This is a genomic window from Lentibacillus halophilus, assembly GCF_039522485.1.
In the GTDB taxonomy this organism is placed as follows: domain Bacteria; phylum Bacillota; class Bacilli; order Bacillales; family Amphibacillaceae; genus Lentibacillus; species Lentibacillus halophilus.
On record NZ_BAAADM010000002.1, the window covers coordinates 52218 to 69784 of the forward strand.

14 protein-coding genes and 1 pseudogene are annotated in these 17567 nt (G+C 43.8%); 5 read left to right on the plus strand and 10 right to left on the minus strand.

Annotation, left to right across the window (positions count from 1 at the left end):
* Positions 1-39 precede the first annotated feature (39 nt).
* Genes ABDZ72_RS00290 through ABDZ72_RS00305 form a run of 4 tightly spaced genes read left to right on the plus strand, consistent with a single transcriptional unit; the run spans position 40 to position 2627 of the window.
* Positions 40-630, plus strand: a complete 591-nt coding sequence (locus ABDZ72_RS00290; RefSeq protein ID WP_343750397.1) for a thiamine phosphate synthase — start codon at positions 40-42, stop codon at positions 628-630.
* Between the two features lie 9 nt (positions 631-639).
* Positions 640-846, plus strand: a complete 207-nt coding sequence (gene thiS / locus ABDZ72_RS00295; protein WP_343750398.1) for a sulfur carrier protein ThiS — start codon at positions 640-642, stop codon at positions 844-846.
* Positions 847-1611 carry a thiazole synthase gene (locus tag ABDZ72_RS00300; RefSeq protein WP_343750399.1) on the plus strand — a complete coding sequence of 255 codons (765 nt, stop codon included), beginning with the start codon at positions 847-849 and terminating at the stop codon, positions 1609-1611.
* On the plus strand, positions 1611-2627 hold the full coding sequence (locus tag ABDZ72_RS00305) for a thiazole biosynthesis adenylyltransferase ThiF (RefSeq protein ID WP_343750400.1): 1017 nt from the start codon (positions 1611-1613) through the stop codon (positions 2625-2627). The genes ABDZ72_RS00300 and ABDZ72_RS00305 overlap by 1 nt, the downstream gene beginning before the upstream one ends.
* Before the next feature lie 519 nt (positions 2628-3146).
* Here the strand turns inward: ABDZ72_RS00305 and ABDZ72_RS00310 are convergent.
* The 10 genes from ABDZ72_RS00310 to ABDZ72_RS00355 form a co-directional block, all read right to left on the minus strand.
* Positions 3147-4160: a TAXI family TRAP transporter solute-binding subunit gene (locus ABDZ72_RS00310; RefSeq protein ID WP_343750402.1), complete on the minus strand. Its 1014-nt coding sequence runs from the start codon at positions 4158-4160 to the stop codon at positions 3147-3149.
* Positions 4157-6106 carry a TRAP transporter permease gene (locus ABDZ72_RS00315; RefSeq protein WP_343750404.1) on the minus strand — a complete coding sequence of 650 codons (1950 nt, stop codon included), beginning with the start codon at positions 6104-6106 and terminating at the stop codon, positions 4157-4159. Before ABDZ72_RS00315 ends, ABDZ72_RS00310 begins: the two co-directional genes overlap by 4 nt.
* A gap of 261 nt (positions 6107-6367) precedes the next feature.
* On the minus strand, positions 6368-8500 hold the full coding sequence (locus tag ABDZ72_RS00320; RefSeq protein WP_425542317.1) for a catalase: 2133 nt from the start codon (positions 8498-8500) through the stop codon (positions 6368-6370).
* A gap of 146 nt (positions 8501-8646) precedes the next feature.
* Positions 8647-8931 (minus strand): hypothetical protein, encoded by a 285-nt coding sequence (locus ABDZ72_RS00325; RefSeq protein ID WP_343750405.1) that lies wholly within the window; start codon positions 8929-8931, stop codon positions 8647-8649.
* Between the two features lie 139 nt (positions 8932-9070).
* Positions 9071-9484, minus strand: coding sequence for a GlcG/HbpS family heme-binding protein (locus ABDZ72_RS00330; protein WP_343750406.1), 414 nt, complete (start codon positions 9482-9484; stop codon positions 9071-9073).
* Between the two features lie 227 nt (positions 9485-9711).
* Positions 9712-11148 (minus strand): Na+/H+ antiporter NhaC, encoded by a 1437-nt coding sequence (gene nhaC / locus ABDZ72_RS00335; protein WP_343750408.1) that lies wholly within the window; start codon positions 11146-11148, stop codon positions 9712-9714.
* A 48-nt stretch (positions 11149-11196) separates the two neighbouring features.
* On the minus strand, positions 11197-11832 hold the full coding sequence (locus ABDZ72_RS00340) for a GNAT family N-acetyltransferase (RefSeq protein ID WP_343750409.1): 636 nt from the start codon (positions 11830-11832) through the stop codon (positions 11197-11199).
* A gap of 107 nt (positions 11833-11939) precedes the next feature.
* Positions 11940-13370 (minus strand): NAD-dependent succinate-semialdehyde dehydrogenase, encoded by a 1431-nt coding sequence (locus ABDZ72_RS00345; RefSeq protein ID WP_343750410.1) that lies wholly within the window; start codon positions 13368-13370, stop codon positions 11940-11942.
* A 27-nt stretch (positions 13371-13397) separates the two neighbouring features.
* A complete protein-coding gene (locus ABDZ72_RS00350; RefSeq protein ID WP_343750411.1) occupies positions 13398-14492 on the minus strand; it encodes a C45 family autoproteolytic acyltransferase/hydrolase in 1095 nt (364 codons plus the stop codon).
* 413 nt (positions 14493-14905) lie between these two features.
* On the minus strand, positions 14906-16249 hold the full coding sequence (locus ABDZ72_RS00355; protein ID WP_343750412.1) for an APC family permease: 1344 nt from the start codon (positions 16247-16249) through the stop codon (positions 14906-14908).
* A gap of 290 nt (positions 16250-16539) precedes the next feature.
* On the opposite strand from ABDZ72_RS00355, the pseudogene ABDZ72_RS00360 reads away from it, so the two are divergent.
* Positions 16540-17567: pseudogene (locus tag ABDZ72_RS00360) on the plus strand (PAS domain-containing protein); the annotation flags it as partial.

Below are 17567 nucleotides of genomic sequence, written 5' to 3' on the forward strand. Positions count from 1 at the left end.
TACCAATCGCTTCGGGGGAGGTGATACGCTATTGCTGAGTTGCATGTCATTTCAACAGGACAGCAGTCGCCTGAAGAACTTCTGGGCATTTTAGAACAGATACACCCCTTTACGGACTACATCCATCTTCGGGAAAAGACGTGGACGGATCATGACTGGGAAAAAGCGATGGATTCTTTGACACAACGCGGTATACCGTCACAAAAGATCATCATAAATCAACGAATCGACATCGCACACAGGATGAAAGCAAAAGGGGTTCAGCTGACACACCAAAGCATCGATCCAGCAACGGCCAAACATTCTTACGGGCACTTGCGGATAGGCTGCTCGGTTCACTCGGTCAGTGAGGCGGTAACGGCCGAAAACAGCGGTGCGGATTATCTCGTGTATGGTCACATCTTTGCGAGCGCCTCCAAGCCGGACCTGACGCCTAAAGGACTGCAAAAGCTGACGAACGTCACTCAAAATACATCTGTTCCGGTGATAGCGATCGGCGGCATAACACCAGAGAATACACCGGATGTTCTCGCCTCCGGAGCCAGCGGTATCGCCGTACTGTCCGGCATACTGCTGGATCCGGACCCGCTGGAAGCAATCCAACGGTATCAACACCAATTACATGATTAAGGAGGTCAAATGTTGGAACTCACGGTAAACGGTAATAGAACACAAGTACCAGAACACGTGAAAACCATATCAGATGTGAAACAACATTTTCATATCGAGAATCAAGCCATGATTGTCGAGCATAATGGCGAAATATTGGATAAGTCGGCTCACACCGAACAAGAAGTAGCCGACGGAGACAAAGTCGAATTAGTTCAATTTGTTGGAGGTGGCTGAATGTTAACCATAGGCGATAAGCAATTTAATTCCCGTTTATTTCTGGGAACAGGCAAATACCCTGATTTTGATACGCAAAAAGCAGCGGTTGATGTCTCTGAAACAGACGTATTGACGTTTTCCGTGCGTCGAATGAATATTTTTGAACCGTCGCAGCCAAATTTTCTGGAAAAACTGGATGTGGAACAATACAGTTTGCTGCCGAACACAGCCGGTGCTAAAACGGCACAGGAAGCCGTTCGGACGGCAAAATTGGCCAACGCTTCGGGACTTTGTGACATGGTCAAAGTGGAAGTGATCGGCTGTGATAAAACGTTGCTGCCCGACCCGGTGGAAACGTTAAAAGCAACGGAAGAATTAGTCAAAGAAGGCTATACCGTGCTGACTTATACGTCCGATGATGTCGTGCTGGCACAAAAACTGGAGGAAGCCGGTGCCCATGCAGTTATGCCCGGTGCCTCCCCTATTGGATCCGGCCAGGGAATTATTAACCCACTTAATTTGAGTCTGATCGTTGAGCAAGCCAACGTCCCCGTGATCGTGGATGCCGGCATCGGATCGCCTCAGGATGTGGTAACGGCCATGGAACTCGGTTCAGATGGGGTGTTGCTGAACTCGGCCGTATCAGCGGCAGCAGACCCAGTCAAAATGTCTGAAGCAATGAAGCTCGCCGTAAAATCCGGCCGACTCGGCTATGAAGCAGGGCGCATTCCGAAGAAACGCTATGCAACAGCGAGCAGCCCAATGGAAGGAATCAGTGTCTAATGTTCGAACGCTATTCAAGACAAATGTTATTCTCCGGTATTCAAGAAGAGGGACAGCGCTTAATCAGGAATAAACACGTCCTCGTCATCGGAGCCGGTGCGCTGGGAACCGGCAATGCGGAAATCCTCGTCCGGTCCGGTATCGGTAAACTTACCATCGTCGACCGGGATTACGTTGAATGGAGTAATTTGCAACGCCAGCAATTGTATACAGAGGACGACGCGAAAAATTATATCCCGAAAGTTGTTTCTGCTAAAGAACGGCTGGAGGCCATCAATAGTGAGGTCACCATTGAAGGGCACATTGCTGATGTGACTCCGGAAGAAATGGAACAATTCGTGCCGGGCGTTGATTTAATTATGGACGCAACGGACAATTTTGAAATCCGCATGATTATCAATGATGCCTCACAAAAGCATGACATACCATGGATTTATGGATCCATTGTTGCCAGTTACGGGGTTAGTTACACCGTTCTTCCAGGAACGACCCCATGCCTGCATTGCCTGATGGGTGACATTCCGCTCGGCGGGCTAACCTGTGACACAGGCGGCGTGATCAGCCCAGTCGTCCAGTTAGTGGTCGGACACCAAACAGCGGAGGCTCTGAAAATCCTGACGGAAAACTGGGACTCCTTGCGTCAGGAACTGATTTCGTTTGATGTATGGGCCAATCACCATTCATCCATTAACGTCCAGCAGCTGAAAAAGGACGATTGCCCATCATGTGGCACAGACGCCATGTATCCATTTCTTTCTGCCGGCGACCATACGAAAACAGAAGTGCTCTGCGGACGTGATACGGTACAGATTCGCCCGCCTTCCAAAGAAGAACGAGACTTGGATGTCGTTGCTGCCAACCTTTCTGAACTCGGCAGCGTCAACCATAATACATTTTTGCTGCAGTTTAAAACAGACACCAATCGATTGGTCCTGTTTAAAGATGGCCGTGTGCTTGTTCATGGAACCAACGATGCCGCCAAAGCCAAATCGCTTTATCACCGGTATTTGGGGTGAAACAGGTGTCTTATAAAACGGGGCTAGGACAAAAGACGTTTAGTCAAAGAAAAATCCGAACTATGATTCACAAATAATCTGAATCAGTTCGGATTTTTCATTTAGCGTAGGAAAAACACGGAGACTCCTGCGGGATGAAAAAGCCTAGATGAGACCCCGCAGTCCGATAAGCACAAAGCAAAGCTTCCATGAGTAGGCTTCGACGAATAAGCTTGCAACGCGACGAGCACGAGGAGGCTCAGCAGCGCCCGCGGCAAAGAAGACACTGTGAAAGCGACCAAAGGAAGCTTGAACAGATGTCGCGCTTGTGCCTGGTAAGGTGAAAGCGCAGTGTTTTTCCGAAGCGGTGACTACTTCTCAAATATATCGTTCGTGTTTAGAAGTGATTTGTTTAGTTATGTCCCAGCCTCACCGTTTTTATGTTGCGATTTCCACGATCAGACCACGTGCGTTTACCTTTCTTTCCACTTCCTGTAACATCGCACTGGGACAAGTTCGTATTCATATCCAAATGAAGGATTACTCGTCTTCTTTTAAAACTCCGGCTTCTTTATAATATTTTTTGGCGCCATCATGAAGTGGAACACCGCTCAATTCGGTTGTGGCTTCCTCAATGTCCATCTGTTCAACGATGGCATGGGAATCTTTCAGCTTGTCAAGGTTTTCCCAAAATGTTTTCGTCATATTATAAATGGTTTCATCATCCATGGATGCATCAGTCATAAGCATCATTTTAATCCCAAGCGTCTCAACGTCCTTCTCCTGATTGTCATACGTGCCAGCCGGAATCGTTACTTCGGAGTACCACGGGTATTCGTCCATCAAGGACGTGCGAACGTCTTTGTCAATGCCAATCAGTTTGCCACCAGCTGTGGAAGTCATTTCCGTAACAGCAGATGTTGGTAAACCTGCTTGAATTAAGGCACCATCTATCTGTTTGTTTCTCATTAAATCAATCGCTTCCGTGAAACCGACATAGTTCTCCTTAATACCGTCCGGATAATCAATACCATACTCAGGAAGGATGATGCTCGTTTCCACCTCTGGGGTGCTTCCAACAGCTCCCGGTGCAAACTTTCGCCCTTCCAGATCAGCCACTGACTCCACGCCGGATTCTTCACGAACGACAAATTGGTTTGGGTTATAATAAAGGCCTGCCATAATACGAACGTCATCGTACTTGCGATCTTTAAACCCGCGCTTGCCATTGTATGCTTCCCATATAATGCCAGCTGTTGCAAATGAAATTTGTCCTTGTCCCTTTTTCAGCATATTCAAATTCTCAACTCCCCCGTTGGAGGCTTGAGCCGTGACACGAACATTGTCCATTTGGTTGTTCCATACATTGGCCATCGCAGACCCTAATGGATAAATCGTACCTGTCGTACTTGCTGTCGGGAAGTTCATTTCTTGCACTCCGGACGATTTTCCGGATGATTCATTGTCACCGTTGCCTCCGCATGCGGCCATTAGAATGGTAATCGCTGCCAGAGAAACAGTTATTAACATCTTTCGGGATAAACATTTAGTCATTGGGATAACATCCTTTCTCTCGTTGATACGTCATGATTTTTATTTTTAATGATATATAATTGCCAAACGGATACAATTAAAATAATACTAAGGCCCAAACTGTTAGACCAAACGCCGGGAGCCATCATACAGAATCCTGCGCCGATAAGAAGTATGCGCTGGATGATAGAATCGCGGATAAAAAGCCAGCCCTGCAGTCCAGATGCCAGTGCCACTGCTCCAATCGTCGCGGTGACTGCCGGCAGAATACCACTCATAAGCTCTGTCGGATCAAGCAGGAGGTTCGGCTCAAAAATAAAGAAAAATGGAAGTATGAACCCTGTAAGAGCAAGCTTGACAGCCGTTAAAGAGACTTTATTCTGATTCGAATCCGCTATACCGGAAGCCACATAGGACGCAAGCGCCACTGGCGGCGTAATGTTTGATAGACACGCATAAATCAGTACGAACATGTGAGCTGCCATCGGCTCAACGTCAAACTCCAACAGGACAGGCGCGGCAACTGTAGCAACAATCACATAGGCAGCAACACCAGGGACCCCCATTCCAAGAACAATACTCATCAGCATTACGAGAATACCGGCAAACAATAAACTTTCATTCGTATAGTCCATGATAGAGTATCCAAATGCCAAGCCCAATCCAGTCAAAGACACTGTACCTATAATGATTCCAATGATAGCACAAGCTGCTCCGACACCGACTGCTCCCTTAGCGCCTTCTTCTAACGCTCGAAAAATATCTTTTATCCCCATCCGTGTCTCTTTCCGCAGCCAACTGGCCACGACACAGGCAGCAATGGAAAATACCGCCGCATACAATGGGGTATACCCCATAAACAACAGAGTAATCAGAACAATTAAAGGTAACGAAAGATGACCTTGTTTTTTAATAACCTCTACCATTTTTGGTATATTTTCTTTAGAAATACCTTTTAATCCAAGACGCTTTGCCTCAAAGTGAACAACGAATATTAATGTTACATAATATAAAAAAGCAGGAACCAGTGCAGCAACCAGAACTGTTGTATAAGGTACGCCGAGATATTCAGCCATGACAAAGCCCGCTGCTCCCATAATCGGCGGAGCAAACTGACCGCCCGTAGAAGATACTGCTTCAACCGCTGCCGCGAATCGTGAGCGGTAGCCATTTTCTTTCATCATTGGAATGGTAATCGTCCCGGTCGTTGCGACATTAGCAAGTGCACTGCCATTGATCATTCCCATCAAACTGCTGGCCAGGACAGCGACTTTCGCAGGACCTCCAGGAGATCGACCGGCTACTGTCAAAGCTAAGTCGTTAATAAACTGACTGAACCCGCTTATTTTTAAGAAAGCACCAAATAATATAAAAAGGAAAACAAACGTCGCTGACACACCGATAGCAACACCGAAAATTCCTTGGCTTCCCCAAAACATATGATCAATAACTCTGTTCAAACCGAATCCGCTGTGACCAAACGAACCAGGAATAAAGGTTCCTACAAAATTATAAAGGAGGAATAACAAAGCCAGAACAGCCAAGTTCCCGACAACACGGCGCGCCGCTTCAAAGACCATAAGAATGCCAATCCCGCCAAAAACATAATCGCGTGGCAGTAAATAACCGCCTCTTAAAGCAATATCGTTGTAATTCATCAGCAAATAGCCAAAAGAAACGATGGATAACAAAATGAGCAACGCATCAAGCAGCGTAGGAGAACGGTGGATTTGTCCTTTTTTCCATGCTGGATATAGTAGAAATACCATGATTAGCAAAAAGATAATATGCCAGGCACGAAGACTGATAGCATCAAACGTGCCCGAAACCGCAGAATATAATTGAAAAATAGACCAGATAACTGCCAAAACAGAAATAAGTATCGCTGTCTTCCTCGTATAATCCCGGTTTTTTATATTTCCGCCATCGGTTGACCCGGATTTAAAAAATTCTGCTATTTTAGCCATCAAGACCCCCCTTCTTTTAAAAAAATCATTAAGTAACAGCTTAAACAAACCTATGTTTGAATAATTTTTATTTTACTATCACTTAATTATATTTGCATATCACTATTTTTTCAAGGATGTTTTGAAAAGGTATAAAGGGTTTTCATACAATTAGAGACGATATAAGTACAATTCTTAACATGCAACGATTACGACATATAAAAAAGCTTCCGATGCGTGCAAGCACGGAAGCTTTTCTCAATCACACAGCGGAAGCATCAGCTACTGTCTTTTCCAGAAACGCTGCTGCGCTATCGCTGAAATGAAATCTTTCCCGAAATCCGGATTGTTGACAGCAAACACGACGCCTTCCAAGTTATTAGTGTCTGATGTCTGAATATAGTTCGTTGCCGTCGTTGCAATGCCGATGGGTTTATAGTGTTTATAAGCTTCATCGAGAAAATCCATAACATCTTGCTTGAATTTAGCTTCATGTTCGGGACTTCCGCCAACGACATACAGGGCGTCATAAAGAACAGGGTATGTTGTAATAAATGTTTTATTCGCTTCGACGATGGTTCCATCTGACCCTCTGATCGCGCCTAGCTTTTCACTAATAATATCAACAAACACCCCGTACTTGTGCAGTATATCCAAGGTGTTTCTAACTTCTTCACCGTGAAAGCCATTTCCGATTAATACGCCTACTTTTTGTGTATAAGCAGAATGTGGCATATTGGCCAGGCTGAGGGCGGGCGACTGTTTCTCAACCGGTACATGGGATCCTGTCGGTCGATCCACGCCAATGTTATCCGCGATGATACAAGCCATCTCCCGGTCAACATTGACAAACATATCGACATTCTGTTTCCGAACCGATTTGCTTTCCACTTTGGCAAGATGATAGATAAACGTTTCGATCAAGTCCTCTTTTTCCACATGAGTCATACTGTTCCAAAAAAGCCGTGCCTGTGAAAAATGATCATTAAAGGATTCACTCGGAACTTCTCTCGTTTTATAGCCATCGACGTTTTCCGGATAATGGGCATAGCCACCTTCTTCCGGTGGTGTCGTTTCCGGCGTATTACCCGCGAGTGAATTTTCACGATAATGGACGGAATCCGCATCAATCCGATGGCGCATATAGCCTTGACGTTCGTTAAAATTCACGTCATTAACGGGCTGGTTAACCGGGATTTGTTGAATATTTCCGGAACCGAGCCGGTGATAATCGGTGTCCCGATAGGCAAATGACCTGCCCTGCAAGACCGGATCATTCGTGAAATCAATTCCTGGAACAACATTGGACGGGTCAAACGATGATTGTTCTTCTTCCGCAAAGAAGTTATCAACCAGTCGATTCAATGTCATTTTGCCGACAATTTCAACAGGAATGAGCTCTTCCGGCCACAATTTGGTATCATCCAGAATATCGAAATCATACTTGAACTCATCCTCTTCAGGAATTAACTGCACCCCGAATTCATATTCCGGATATGCGCCACATCGGATGGCTTCAATGATATCATTCCGGTGATAGTCCGGATCCACTCCCCCGATAACGTTCGCTTCGTCCAATAACAAGGAATGGACGCCAAGCACCGGTTTCCATACAAAGCGGACAAAGGTTGATTTGCCATGTTCGTTAATAAAACGGAATGTATTAATCGGCCACCCTTCCATCATGCGCCAACTTCTCGGTCGCCCCCGCATGGACATCAGCCACATAATCATGTGAGCCGTTTCCTGGTTATTGGCAACATAATCCCAGAAATTATCATGAGCTGCAGCGGCTTGCGGGACATCGGTGACCGGATTAGGTTTAATGGCATGCACCATATCCGCAAACTTCATCGCATCCGCAACGAGAAAAACAGGAAATTGCAAGGCTAAATTATCATAATTTCCTTCAGTCGTGTAAAATTTCGTGGCAAAACCACGAACATCGATCGCGGTGTCCTTGGATCCTTTACTTCCTATAAAATTGGAAAACCGGACAAATACCGGCGTTTTGCAACCGGGGTCCTGCAGAAATTCAGCGGTGGTAACGTGTCTCATCGATTTGTATAGTTCGAAGTCACCATAGACCCCGAAACCCCTGGCATGAACAACCTTTTCCGGTATCCGCTCGCGGCTGAAATGCGACTGTTTCTTATAAAATCGAAAATCTTGAAATAATGTAGGACCACGTCTCCCCGCTTTCAGGGACCGATCATCATTGGAAATTTTTAAACCAGCATCACTCGTTAATTTTTTACCCGGACCCGTATTATGTTCGCGGTATTGCTCCAGTTGCTCATCTTTTGGATTGTGATGAAAGCCGCCTCTTTCGTCACTTTTTTCATCATTTCTTTCATTGTTTTTTTCGTTGTTTATTTCTTCGTTGCGCTTGTTGTCATCTGATGAATGATCCACGTAATCACCCTCCTGTTGTTGAATTCCATACCACTTACATACCTATGCTCATTCATCTAAATTAGAACTAATAATGTATGAAAACAGGAAGGATCATCATTCCGATACCATAAAAAAACAGCCCGACTAATGGACTGTGTCTAAGCTTAACGATGCTGCATTTTCCTTTTCATCGTGTGTATATCCTTTTCATTATGCCATGTTTTGTCTGAAAGGAAATCAAAACCGTCTTGCAGTTTGTCCACCTTTTTCTCTAATTGATTAAATCTCTCATCCATTTTCTTAAACCTCTCATCCATCTCTTTAAATCTGGTATCCATCTCTTCATACATGCTATTAAACCGTTGATCCACATTTGCAAAACCTTGATTCATCTGTTCCTGCAATTCCTTGATGGCTTGCATAATCTGATTATTTTGCTCATTCGTCAATACATACCCCCCCTTTTTGCGTACTCATTTCACTGATACTGCTATTATAATCTGTCTTGATCAATACGTCTATCAATCTCTGCAAAACGACGCCATCCAAAAATAAAACCTCCCTATGACAGGAGGTTTTGTTAATCCATTATTTTTCTTTGTTAAATACCTTGACGCCAGCTTCTGCCACTTGAACGTCTTGTGGCACAGCGCCGCCACTGACACCGATAGCACCGATGACTTTTCCGTCCTTTTCCAGCGGGATGCCGCCACCGAATACAACGATCTTTCCTTGATTGGTTGTATTCAGACCCCATAGTTCAGCATTCGGAACAGTGGCTTCTTCCAGGTTGGAGGTTGGCATTTTTAGAGCAACGGATGTCCATGCCTTATTCCGTGCAATATCCACACTTGCCAGCCATGCATCATCCATGCGGTGTGTCGCAACCAGATTGCCTCCATCATCCATTATCGAAATAACCATCTGAACCCCGATGTTGGCCGCTTCTGCTTCTGCGCCCTCGATCACTTTTTTAGCTGTTGCCAGATTTAACTTTTCCATGTTTAATCATCCTTTCTTAAAAATCCTTTATGAGTTTATTCAACTACTAGTGATATATTCCCAGAATTGTTATGAAATAAACAAACGATTTAATTTTTTGAAAAGATGAATGTTACTCCTGACTTTTTCAAAGCCGGTTACCCGAAATTTGAAAAAACTTACGGTGTAAAATGAGCGCTTAACAAACCATAGTCACGATTGCCAGATCGAATGACGTGCAAACGCCTTCAAACGGACGTTTTCTTTGCGGCTTTCATATTTGAAACCTTTTTATGACCATCTTTATATTCAACACTGAATCCTGTAAAGCCGTATATAATCGCCATTAAAGGACTAAGCAAGCAAAGGAAAGCAAATGGTGCATAACTTAACGTGCTGACACCAAGAGTCGCTGTCATGAATGCGCCACATGTATTCCACGGAACAAGAGGCGACGTCATCGTCCCGGCATCTTCAACCGTTCGGGAAAGGTTTTTCATTTTCAATCCTTTTTTGTCGTATGCGTTGGCATACATTCTGGCAGGAATAATGATGGACAAGTATTGTTCAGAGCCGACGACGTTTGCGAAAAATGACGTACCGACTGTAATCCCAATAAGACTGCCAGCCGATCGAGCCAGACTGAGCAAGCTTTCCACAATGGTTTGGAAAAATCCAGTAGATTCCATAATGCCACCGAAGCTCATGGCAATAATGATAAGTGAAACCGTAAACATCATAGCTTCAATGCCGCCATTGTTTAACAAATTATCAAGAACGTCAACACCGGTATCGGCGGAATACCCATAGTACAGTGTCGATATGGCCTCCTTCATGGGCAATCCTTGAACCAAAACAGCTGTCACAGTACCGAGTATAGCACCGGTGGAAAGAGCTGGAATAGCGGGCATCTTTTTGATCATCATGATAATAACCACGGCCGGTACAATTAATAATAACGGACCGATCGTAAATAAGTCGGACAATTGATTTTGTAACGTGGATACTTGTTCCAAATTTGAATTGTCATGATTTGTTACAAAACCGAGAACGAAATAAAGAATCAGGGATATGATTAAAGCCGGAACCGTCGTAAATAACATATGTTTAATATGTTCAAACAGCTCGGACCCAGCAACGCCTGGCGCCAAGTTGGTCGTTTCGGAAAATGGGGATATCTTATCGCCAAAGTAAATGCCTGAAATGACGGATCCGGCCACCATGGCTGTATTCAATCCCAATCCTTCACCGACCCCCATCAAAGCTATGCCAATCGTTCCCGCTGCCGTCCAGGCATTGCCGGCAGCAATGGCTACCAGACCGGATATGATACAGGAAGCAAACAGAAAATAGGTTGGTGATAATATATCCAGACCATAGTAAATCATCGTTGGAACAATACCACCAGCCAACCACGAACCGATAATCATCCCTATGATCACCAGAATAATAATCGCTTGCAGAGCCAAACTGATGCCATTAATCATACCACTTTCAATCGTTTTCCACGAGTTTCCTAACAACAACGCTATAGCAGCAGCGACGACCCCACTGAAAAATAGTGGAATATGTGGGTCAGCACCATAGACGGCAATTCCGATAATAAGTGCAACGATCATAAAAACGACGGGTATTAAAGCGACTAAAAGACTAGGTTTTTTCACTTCATTTGTTTCTGCAGACACTGGTTATGCCTCCTCTGTTGCATATATGGTGTAAGATAGTGACGTGTCTTAGTCGTTTTTCCATTCCATTAGTGTTGCATGAGTGCATGATTCCGCATCATCAGGCAAATAGTTTCTTAAAATACGCAGAAAATTGAAGTCATTTTTAAGCTGAAATGTCATAACAGGATCGTAAATGTCGTTATTCACGACAAGCTCAGCATATGTTTCCGGTGTATATTGATCAGCATACTTGTGGTAGTGAGGTATGCGACCGCCTACGACAATACCATTCAAGCTCAATTGTCTGCAAAGTTCTTTTCGTTCGTTATAAAGCGTTTTTCCAAGTTTCAAATTTCGGTAGTCCGGGTGAACCGAAACTTCTATGCCATATAAATAGTCACCGTTAGGGTCGTGATTCCGGATATAACCCTCATCGCAAATCTCATCAAATGTATGATCTTTATCCCAATCGTTTCGTGATACCATCAAGCTTCCCGAAGCACCGACAATTTTACCTTCATACTCGACACAACGCTGGCCTTCCGGAAAACGGGCTAATTGACTTTCATAGTGTTTACAATCGAACGCAACATCTTCCCCAAAGCACATAACGGCCAACGCTTGAACCTCAGGGATATCCTTTTCTTCCAGTTGTCGTACAATGACATTGCTTTCAGATGACGTATCCACTTGATTTTTCATAAGAAAAACGCTCCCTTTAAAAGTTTTATAGGTAGGCAAGCAAGAAAATAGACAAGATTGTGTGATTAAGCTATCTTCTTGCTTCCGATGGTGTGTGAGAATTTACATTATATTAAATTGGCTGATGTTTTAATGGAAACAAATTTTTCTTCCATAAATTCATGAACACCGGACGTTCCACCTTCGCGGCCAATGCCACTTTCTTTCATGCCTCCAAACGGGGCATGCGGGACGATGGGAGCCGGATCGTTAATACCAACCATTCCATACTCGAGTTGGTGCATCATTCGCATACTGCGGCTCAAATCATTGGTGAAGCAATACCCCATCAATCCATATTGCGTATTGTTAGCTCGCTCAACGACCTCTTCTTCGGAATCAAAGGTGAAAATCGGTGCAACAGGGCCAAACGTTTCTTCTTTTGCTATATTCATACCATCTGTGACATCAGCGAGTACCGTCGGCGTGTAAAAGAAACCGTCCTTATTCTCCATAACGGAAGCCCCTGTTACCGTACTCGCCCCGGCAGACAGAGCTTTTTGCACTTGGTCATCCACTTTGTGCAGCGCGGCTTCATTGACCAACGGCCCCATGTCGGTATTTTCGTCCAGTCCATCACCAACGTTCAATGCTTCCACTGCTTCAGCCAGACGTTTGCTGAACTCATCCTTAATGCCGTTTTGTACATAAATACGGTTGGTACTGATGCACGTCTGTCCGGAATTTTTAAATTTCGTGCCGACAACCGAGTTAACAGCATCATCCAGGTTAGCGTCATCAAATACGATGAACGGGGCATGACCGCCAAGTTCCATGGATATTTTTTGTACATTTTCAGACGCTTGACGCATTAACTGTTTTCCGACATTTGTCGATCCTGTAAATGTCAGTTTTTTAACGATCGGATTGTCTGTCATCTCTGTACCAATAGCTTCGGCATCACCGATAACAAGATTGGCCACACCCGATGGAAGGCCGCCTCTTTCAAAGCATTTAAACACTTCAATCGCGCATTGAGGGGTGGATGGAGCCGGTTTCAAAACGGCTGTGCAACCGGCCGCCAAAGCTGGACCTAACTTCCGCAAAATCATGGAAACAGGAAAATTCCAAGGTGTTATGGCTCCAATGACCCCAATGGGTTGACGGAGAACCATCAGCTGTTTCTTTGAATCAAGTGCCGGAATAACGTCGCCGTATATTCGTTTAGCCTCTTCCCCATTCCATTTAAGGTAAGCTGCAGCCGACGCTACTTCCCCACGTGCATCTTTAATGGGTTTTCCCATTTCCTTCGTAATCATGGTTGCGATATCGTTTTTAACATTCAGCAACTCATCCGCAATATTTATTAAAATGGTACCGCGTTCATTTCCGGTCATAGCTTTCCATGTTTTAAACGCATCATTGGCGGCATTAATGGCTTCGGAGGCTTCATCTTTGCCACCTGTATAAACATCCCCGACTGCCTCTTTTGTCGCAGGATTGATAATCGTTTCAGTTCGATCTGTTTTGATCCATTGTCCGTTAATAAACAATGTCATAATCCCCCTTCTTATTTATTTAAAAGTCTATTGTTTGGTAATCGTATAGGTTTCAAAAGGGTCATGCGCCGGCATGCCATCACATACATGCAAACGGTTGGTTGATAGATTCATCACAACAGCAAAAACGGTTTCAATTTGTCGATGGCTGGGAACCTGCTCATTGGCATAATGGTTAATGGAGTTGGGAGCATTAAACGTATCGCTTAACCACGTTTTAAACGTTTCATCGGTAATGGTCTGTTGCTCCTGTATCGCTTGCGTAACCAATTGTTTCGCCCGTCGCTCCCGAATTTCCGAATCGCTGTAACGCAGGTTGTTATTGTCGCCCACTTTCATTTGAATTTCTTGTGAACAAATGTGATTGGCATGCACACCATAGGACGTATCCTGATTGGTCACAGCTATGCCATATGGGGAAACTTCGACATGTAAAGCCATGCCTCCACGTTGGTCCTCGTGATAACCGATCATGAAATTAGCTGCCGAAGCCATCTGGCCCTCCTGGACATTAGCCATCGCCTCATGCAGAGATGACGTATCCAAAATAGAGCGAAGTCCCAAATGAATCGGAATCCCTTTGGTTTTTTGGCTGGAATGCAATGCATTCAATCCGACACCAATAGCATGGTCATTGCAGCCAATTTTTCCAATAATGCCGGCTTCCGTAATCATCGATACATTCGGTCTGTCTTCCCGCTCGATGTTTAGCATGAGCAAGCTGTCCTTCTGTGACCCTTTCCAATCCCATGTTTGCCCCATTATGGTATCGTTTGTAACAGGACTGCACGTACTAATACTGGTACACCCATCACTGAACGATGTATGCGCGTCCCCTGTTAAGGCAATTTCACTTCGCGCATTGAGTGCCAAAACATCCTCAAACGTCATTCCGGATCCTTCTGCTACCCCTTCCATTTCTTCCAGCAAGGCGATGTCAAAGGCCTCAATAGCCGGAATATGGATTTTGGCCCGTTCTTTAACATCGGTCCAATCAATTCCCTGAAATTCATAAAACAGGCGTTCATACGTGTTCATACTGTTTATCATTTCCTGCTTCCCTTGTTCACCGTGTTGGCGTCCTATTTCCTTTGGATCCCCACTTAAATGTAATACGTTCATTTGTTTCACCCTTCTCCATAGGAATGTTTATCCATGTATCAATCACTCAATCACTAGTTATCATATTAGGTCTTTCAGCTTTAATTAGAAACACACGATCCAAATTAGCTGAGTTATCAGTTAACTCCTGTTATTCGTACCTTGTATGAACAACCCCTTTATCATTTAAAATTTCGTCACATTTCAACAAGCAAATTCCATGCCAACTTATAGCGATGTGACGCGGAGATAGAACCTAAACTGCCAACAAGGGGGCTCGTGAAGGAATGAGAAGATGATTTTTTTCGACAAATATAGACATATAGAAATGTATAACTTATTTTATTTTTCATAACATATTCACTTTTGAATAACATGCTGGGTATTAAATACAGACAATTGCTTTGTAAGCAACCGTCGTCGTTATGTCGTTGTCAACCGGCTTCATCGTCACTTCCCATATCCGGTATGCGACGACGAAAGAATCCAGTAATAATGAGCATGTATATAAACCCAATAGCGACCCAAACAACGCCCCCGATAAACGCATCTTTATGAAGGAAAAACCACAATATACCAGTTAACCCGGCTCCAATAAGAGGCATAATCAAATATTTAAATATATCCTGTGCGGTTTTGTACCTTTTTTTCTTAACAATAAAATAGGCAATCACAGATAAATTAACAAACGTAAAGGCAATTAACGCACCGAAATTAATCACTGCTGAGATTAATTCGAGATCAGGCCCGATAGCCAATAACGACACAGCTCCAACTAGTATAACGTTAAACGCAGGTGTACGGAATCGCGGATGCACATAACCAAACAGTTTATTTGGAAGGACACCATTTCGTCCCATCACATACAACAGACGGGAGACACTCGCATGGGATGCCAGACCGGATGCAGCTGTTGCCGCAAATGCCCCGGAAAGAAAAATCAATTTAAACACCTCTCCACCCGTATATAAGGCAATTTCTGGTAACGTATCATCCGTCACTTGAAAATGGGAAACATCCGGGAATAATGCTTGCGCAAAATACCCACCCACAAAGAAAATCGCACCACCTATGAGAACCGTCAGGAAAATGGCTTTCGGAACGGTTTTTTGATCAACGGCTTCCTCGGTATACATGGTAATGGCGTCAAATCCAATAAATGAAAAAGCGACGACGGTTGCCCCTGTAAATACCGCTGACAACTGTACATCGTCATGAAATAACGGTTGTGCCGTGAAAATCGTGCCTTGCCCCATACCCTGGGAAAGTTTCATCCATGCCAGGAGAACAAAGACACCAATCAAAAGGATTTCATAAACAACGAGAATCATATTAAAATTTGATGTTTTCCCCATGCTCCATACGTTAATACCAGTGACAATGGCGACATAAATGACCACCCAGATCCAAGCTGGAACGTCTGGAAATAGGGATGCAAAATAAATGCGAATGATAAGCGCATTGACCATAGGAAGCAATAAATAATCCAGTAAAGACGCCCATCCCACAATAAAGCCCATACCAGGGCTCATTGTTTCACGTGTGTAGGTATAGGCTGAACCGGCACTTGGAAAAATTTGAGTCATTTTTCCATAACTGATCGCCGTAAACAACATCACACATAAAGCAACAATGTAAGCAAGTGGAACCACACCGTCCGTTTGCTGAGACACAATGCCGAACGTATCGAACACGACAGTCGGTGTCATATACCCCAGTCCAAGGCCAACAATGGACCAAAGTCCCAGAGATCGTTTTAGCGATGGGTTTTTTGCCATACATCATCCCTCCATTCCATATGTCGATTCACAAAGGTTAGGAAAGCGGTTTCATTTCTCGCCTGATACATGATCAAAATCATACGACACCTCACCATTAAATAATTTTTAAACTATTCACCACACTCATGCAAAAATTATGCCAATAAATAAAATAGTCTAAATTTTTCAGAACTGGGCCACAACACTATCGTTCGGGCGTATTTAATCCGTTCGCCTCGTCGCCCATTATTTAAAATTAAATACTGTTATGATATATTGAATAAGATGGGTATCAAGGAGGGATCATCATGTCAAACTGGGTCAAGAACAAACTTCACCCACTTGTTGTTATATCAATGACTCCCGAAGATGATCATTGGCGGGACTATCTCCAATACAATCATTCGGATGCATTCGTGTTTCTAGAAAGGAATGGAACACTAGATTCATATATTTATTTACGCGATTTAGATTGGGACCATGTTGACGACCTAACGATGGATGAATTATATAACCATGCACACACTTTGGAAAACGTCGGTGTGATCCATGCCAACCAGCCGGAGGTGCCATTTACATTTCTTTTTCAAATCTTGGGCGAACCACTTGCTCTGGTCAAAGACAACGATAGCTACATTGGTTATATTCGGCGTGAGGATCTGCTCGTGGAATTATTACGCTTGGAGGATGGAAACACAAACTTTTTAAAAGTGATCCTTTCATCGATTCCTATGGGCATATTCATTTCTGATAATCATGGCATCATTGTCAACTCAAATGAAGCCGGGATACGCATGATCAAATCCTCCTATCAGGAAATAAGCGGCACACCCGCGAAAAAATGGTTTAATAATGATCACATTGATACGGTTCTTGATACAAAAAAGAAAATATTAAACCAAATACAGATCGATGATGAGACGGGCATCCTAGTTGATTATATTCCCATTTTAGATTCCAAAGAAAATTTGGATGGTCTTATTTTCGTTGTTCAGGATTTGCCAAAAGTCGAAGAAATGGCGATGGAAATTGAACACATCAAAAATTTAAACGATGATTTAAACACCATTCTATCCACCATGTACGATGACATCTTAGTGATTAACAATAAAGGCGATATCCTCCGTTTTAATAATCAATTCACCGCCGGGCTCTGGGACGAGGATTTAAAAAATCTGATCGGTCAAAACCTGTTTAATCTGGAGGTAAAAGGCTATTTTAATGCGGAAATTTTGCGATTGGTCTTAAAAAAAGGTGACAAAGTATCCATTGTTCAGGAATTACGTCAGGGAAAAAATATCCTGACTGTCGGCAATCCGGTTTTTGACGACCATGG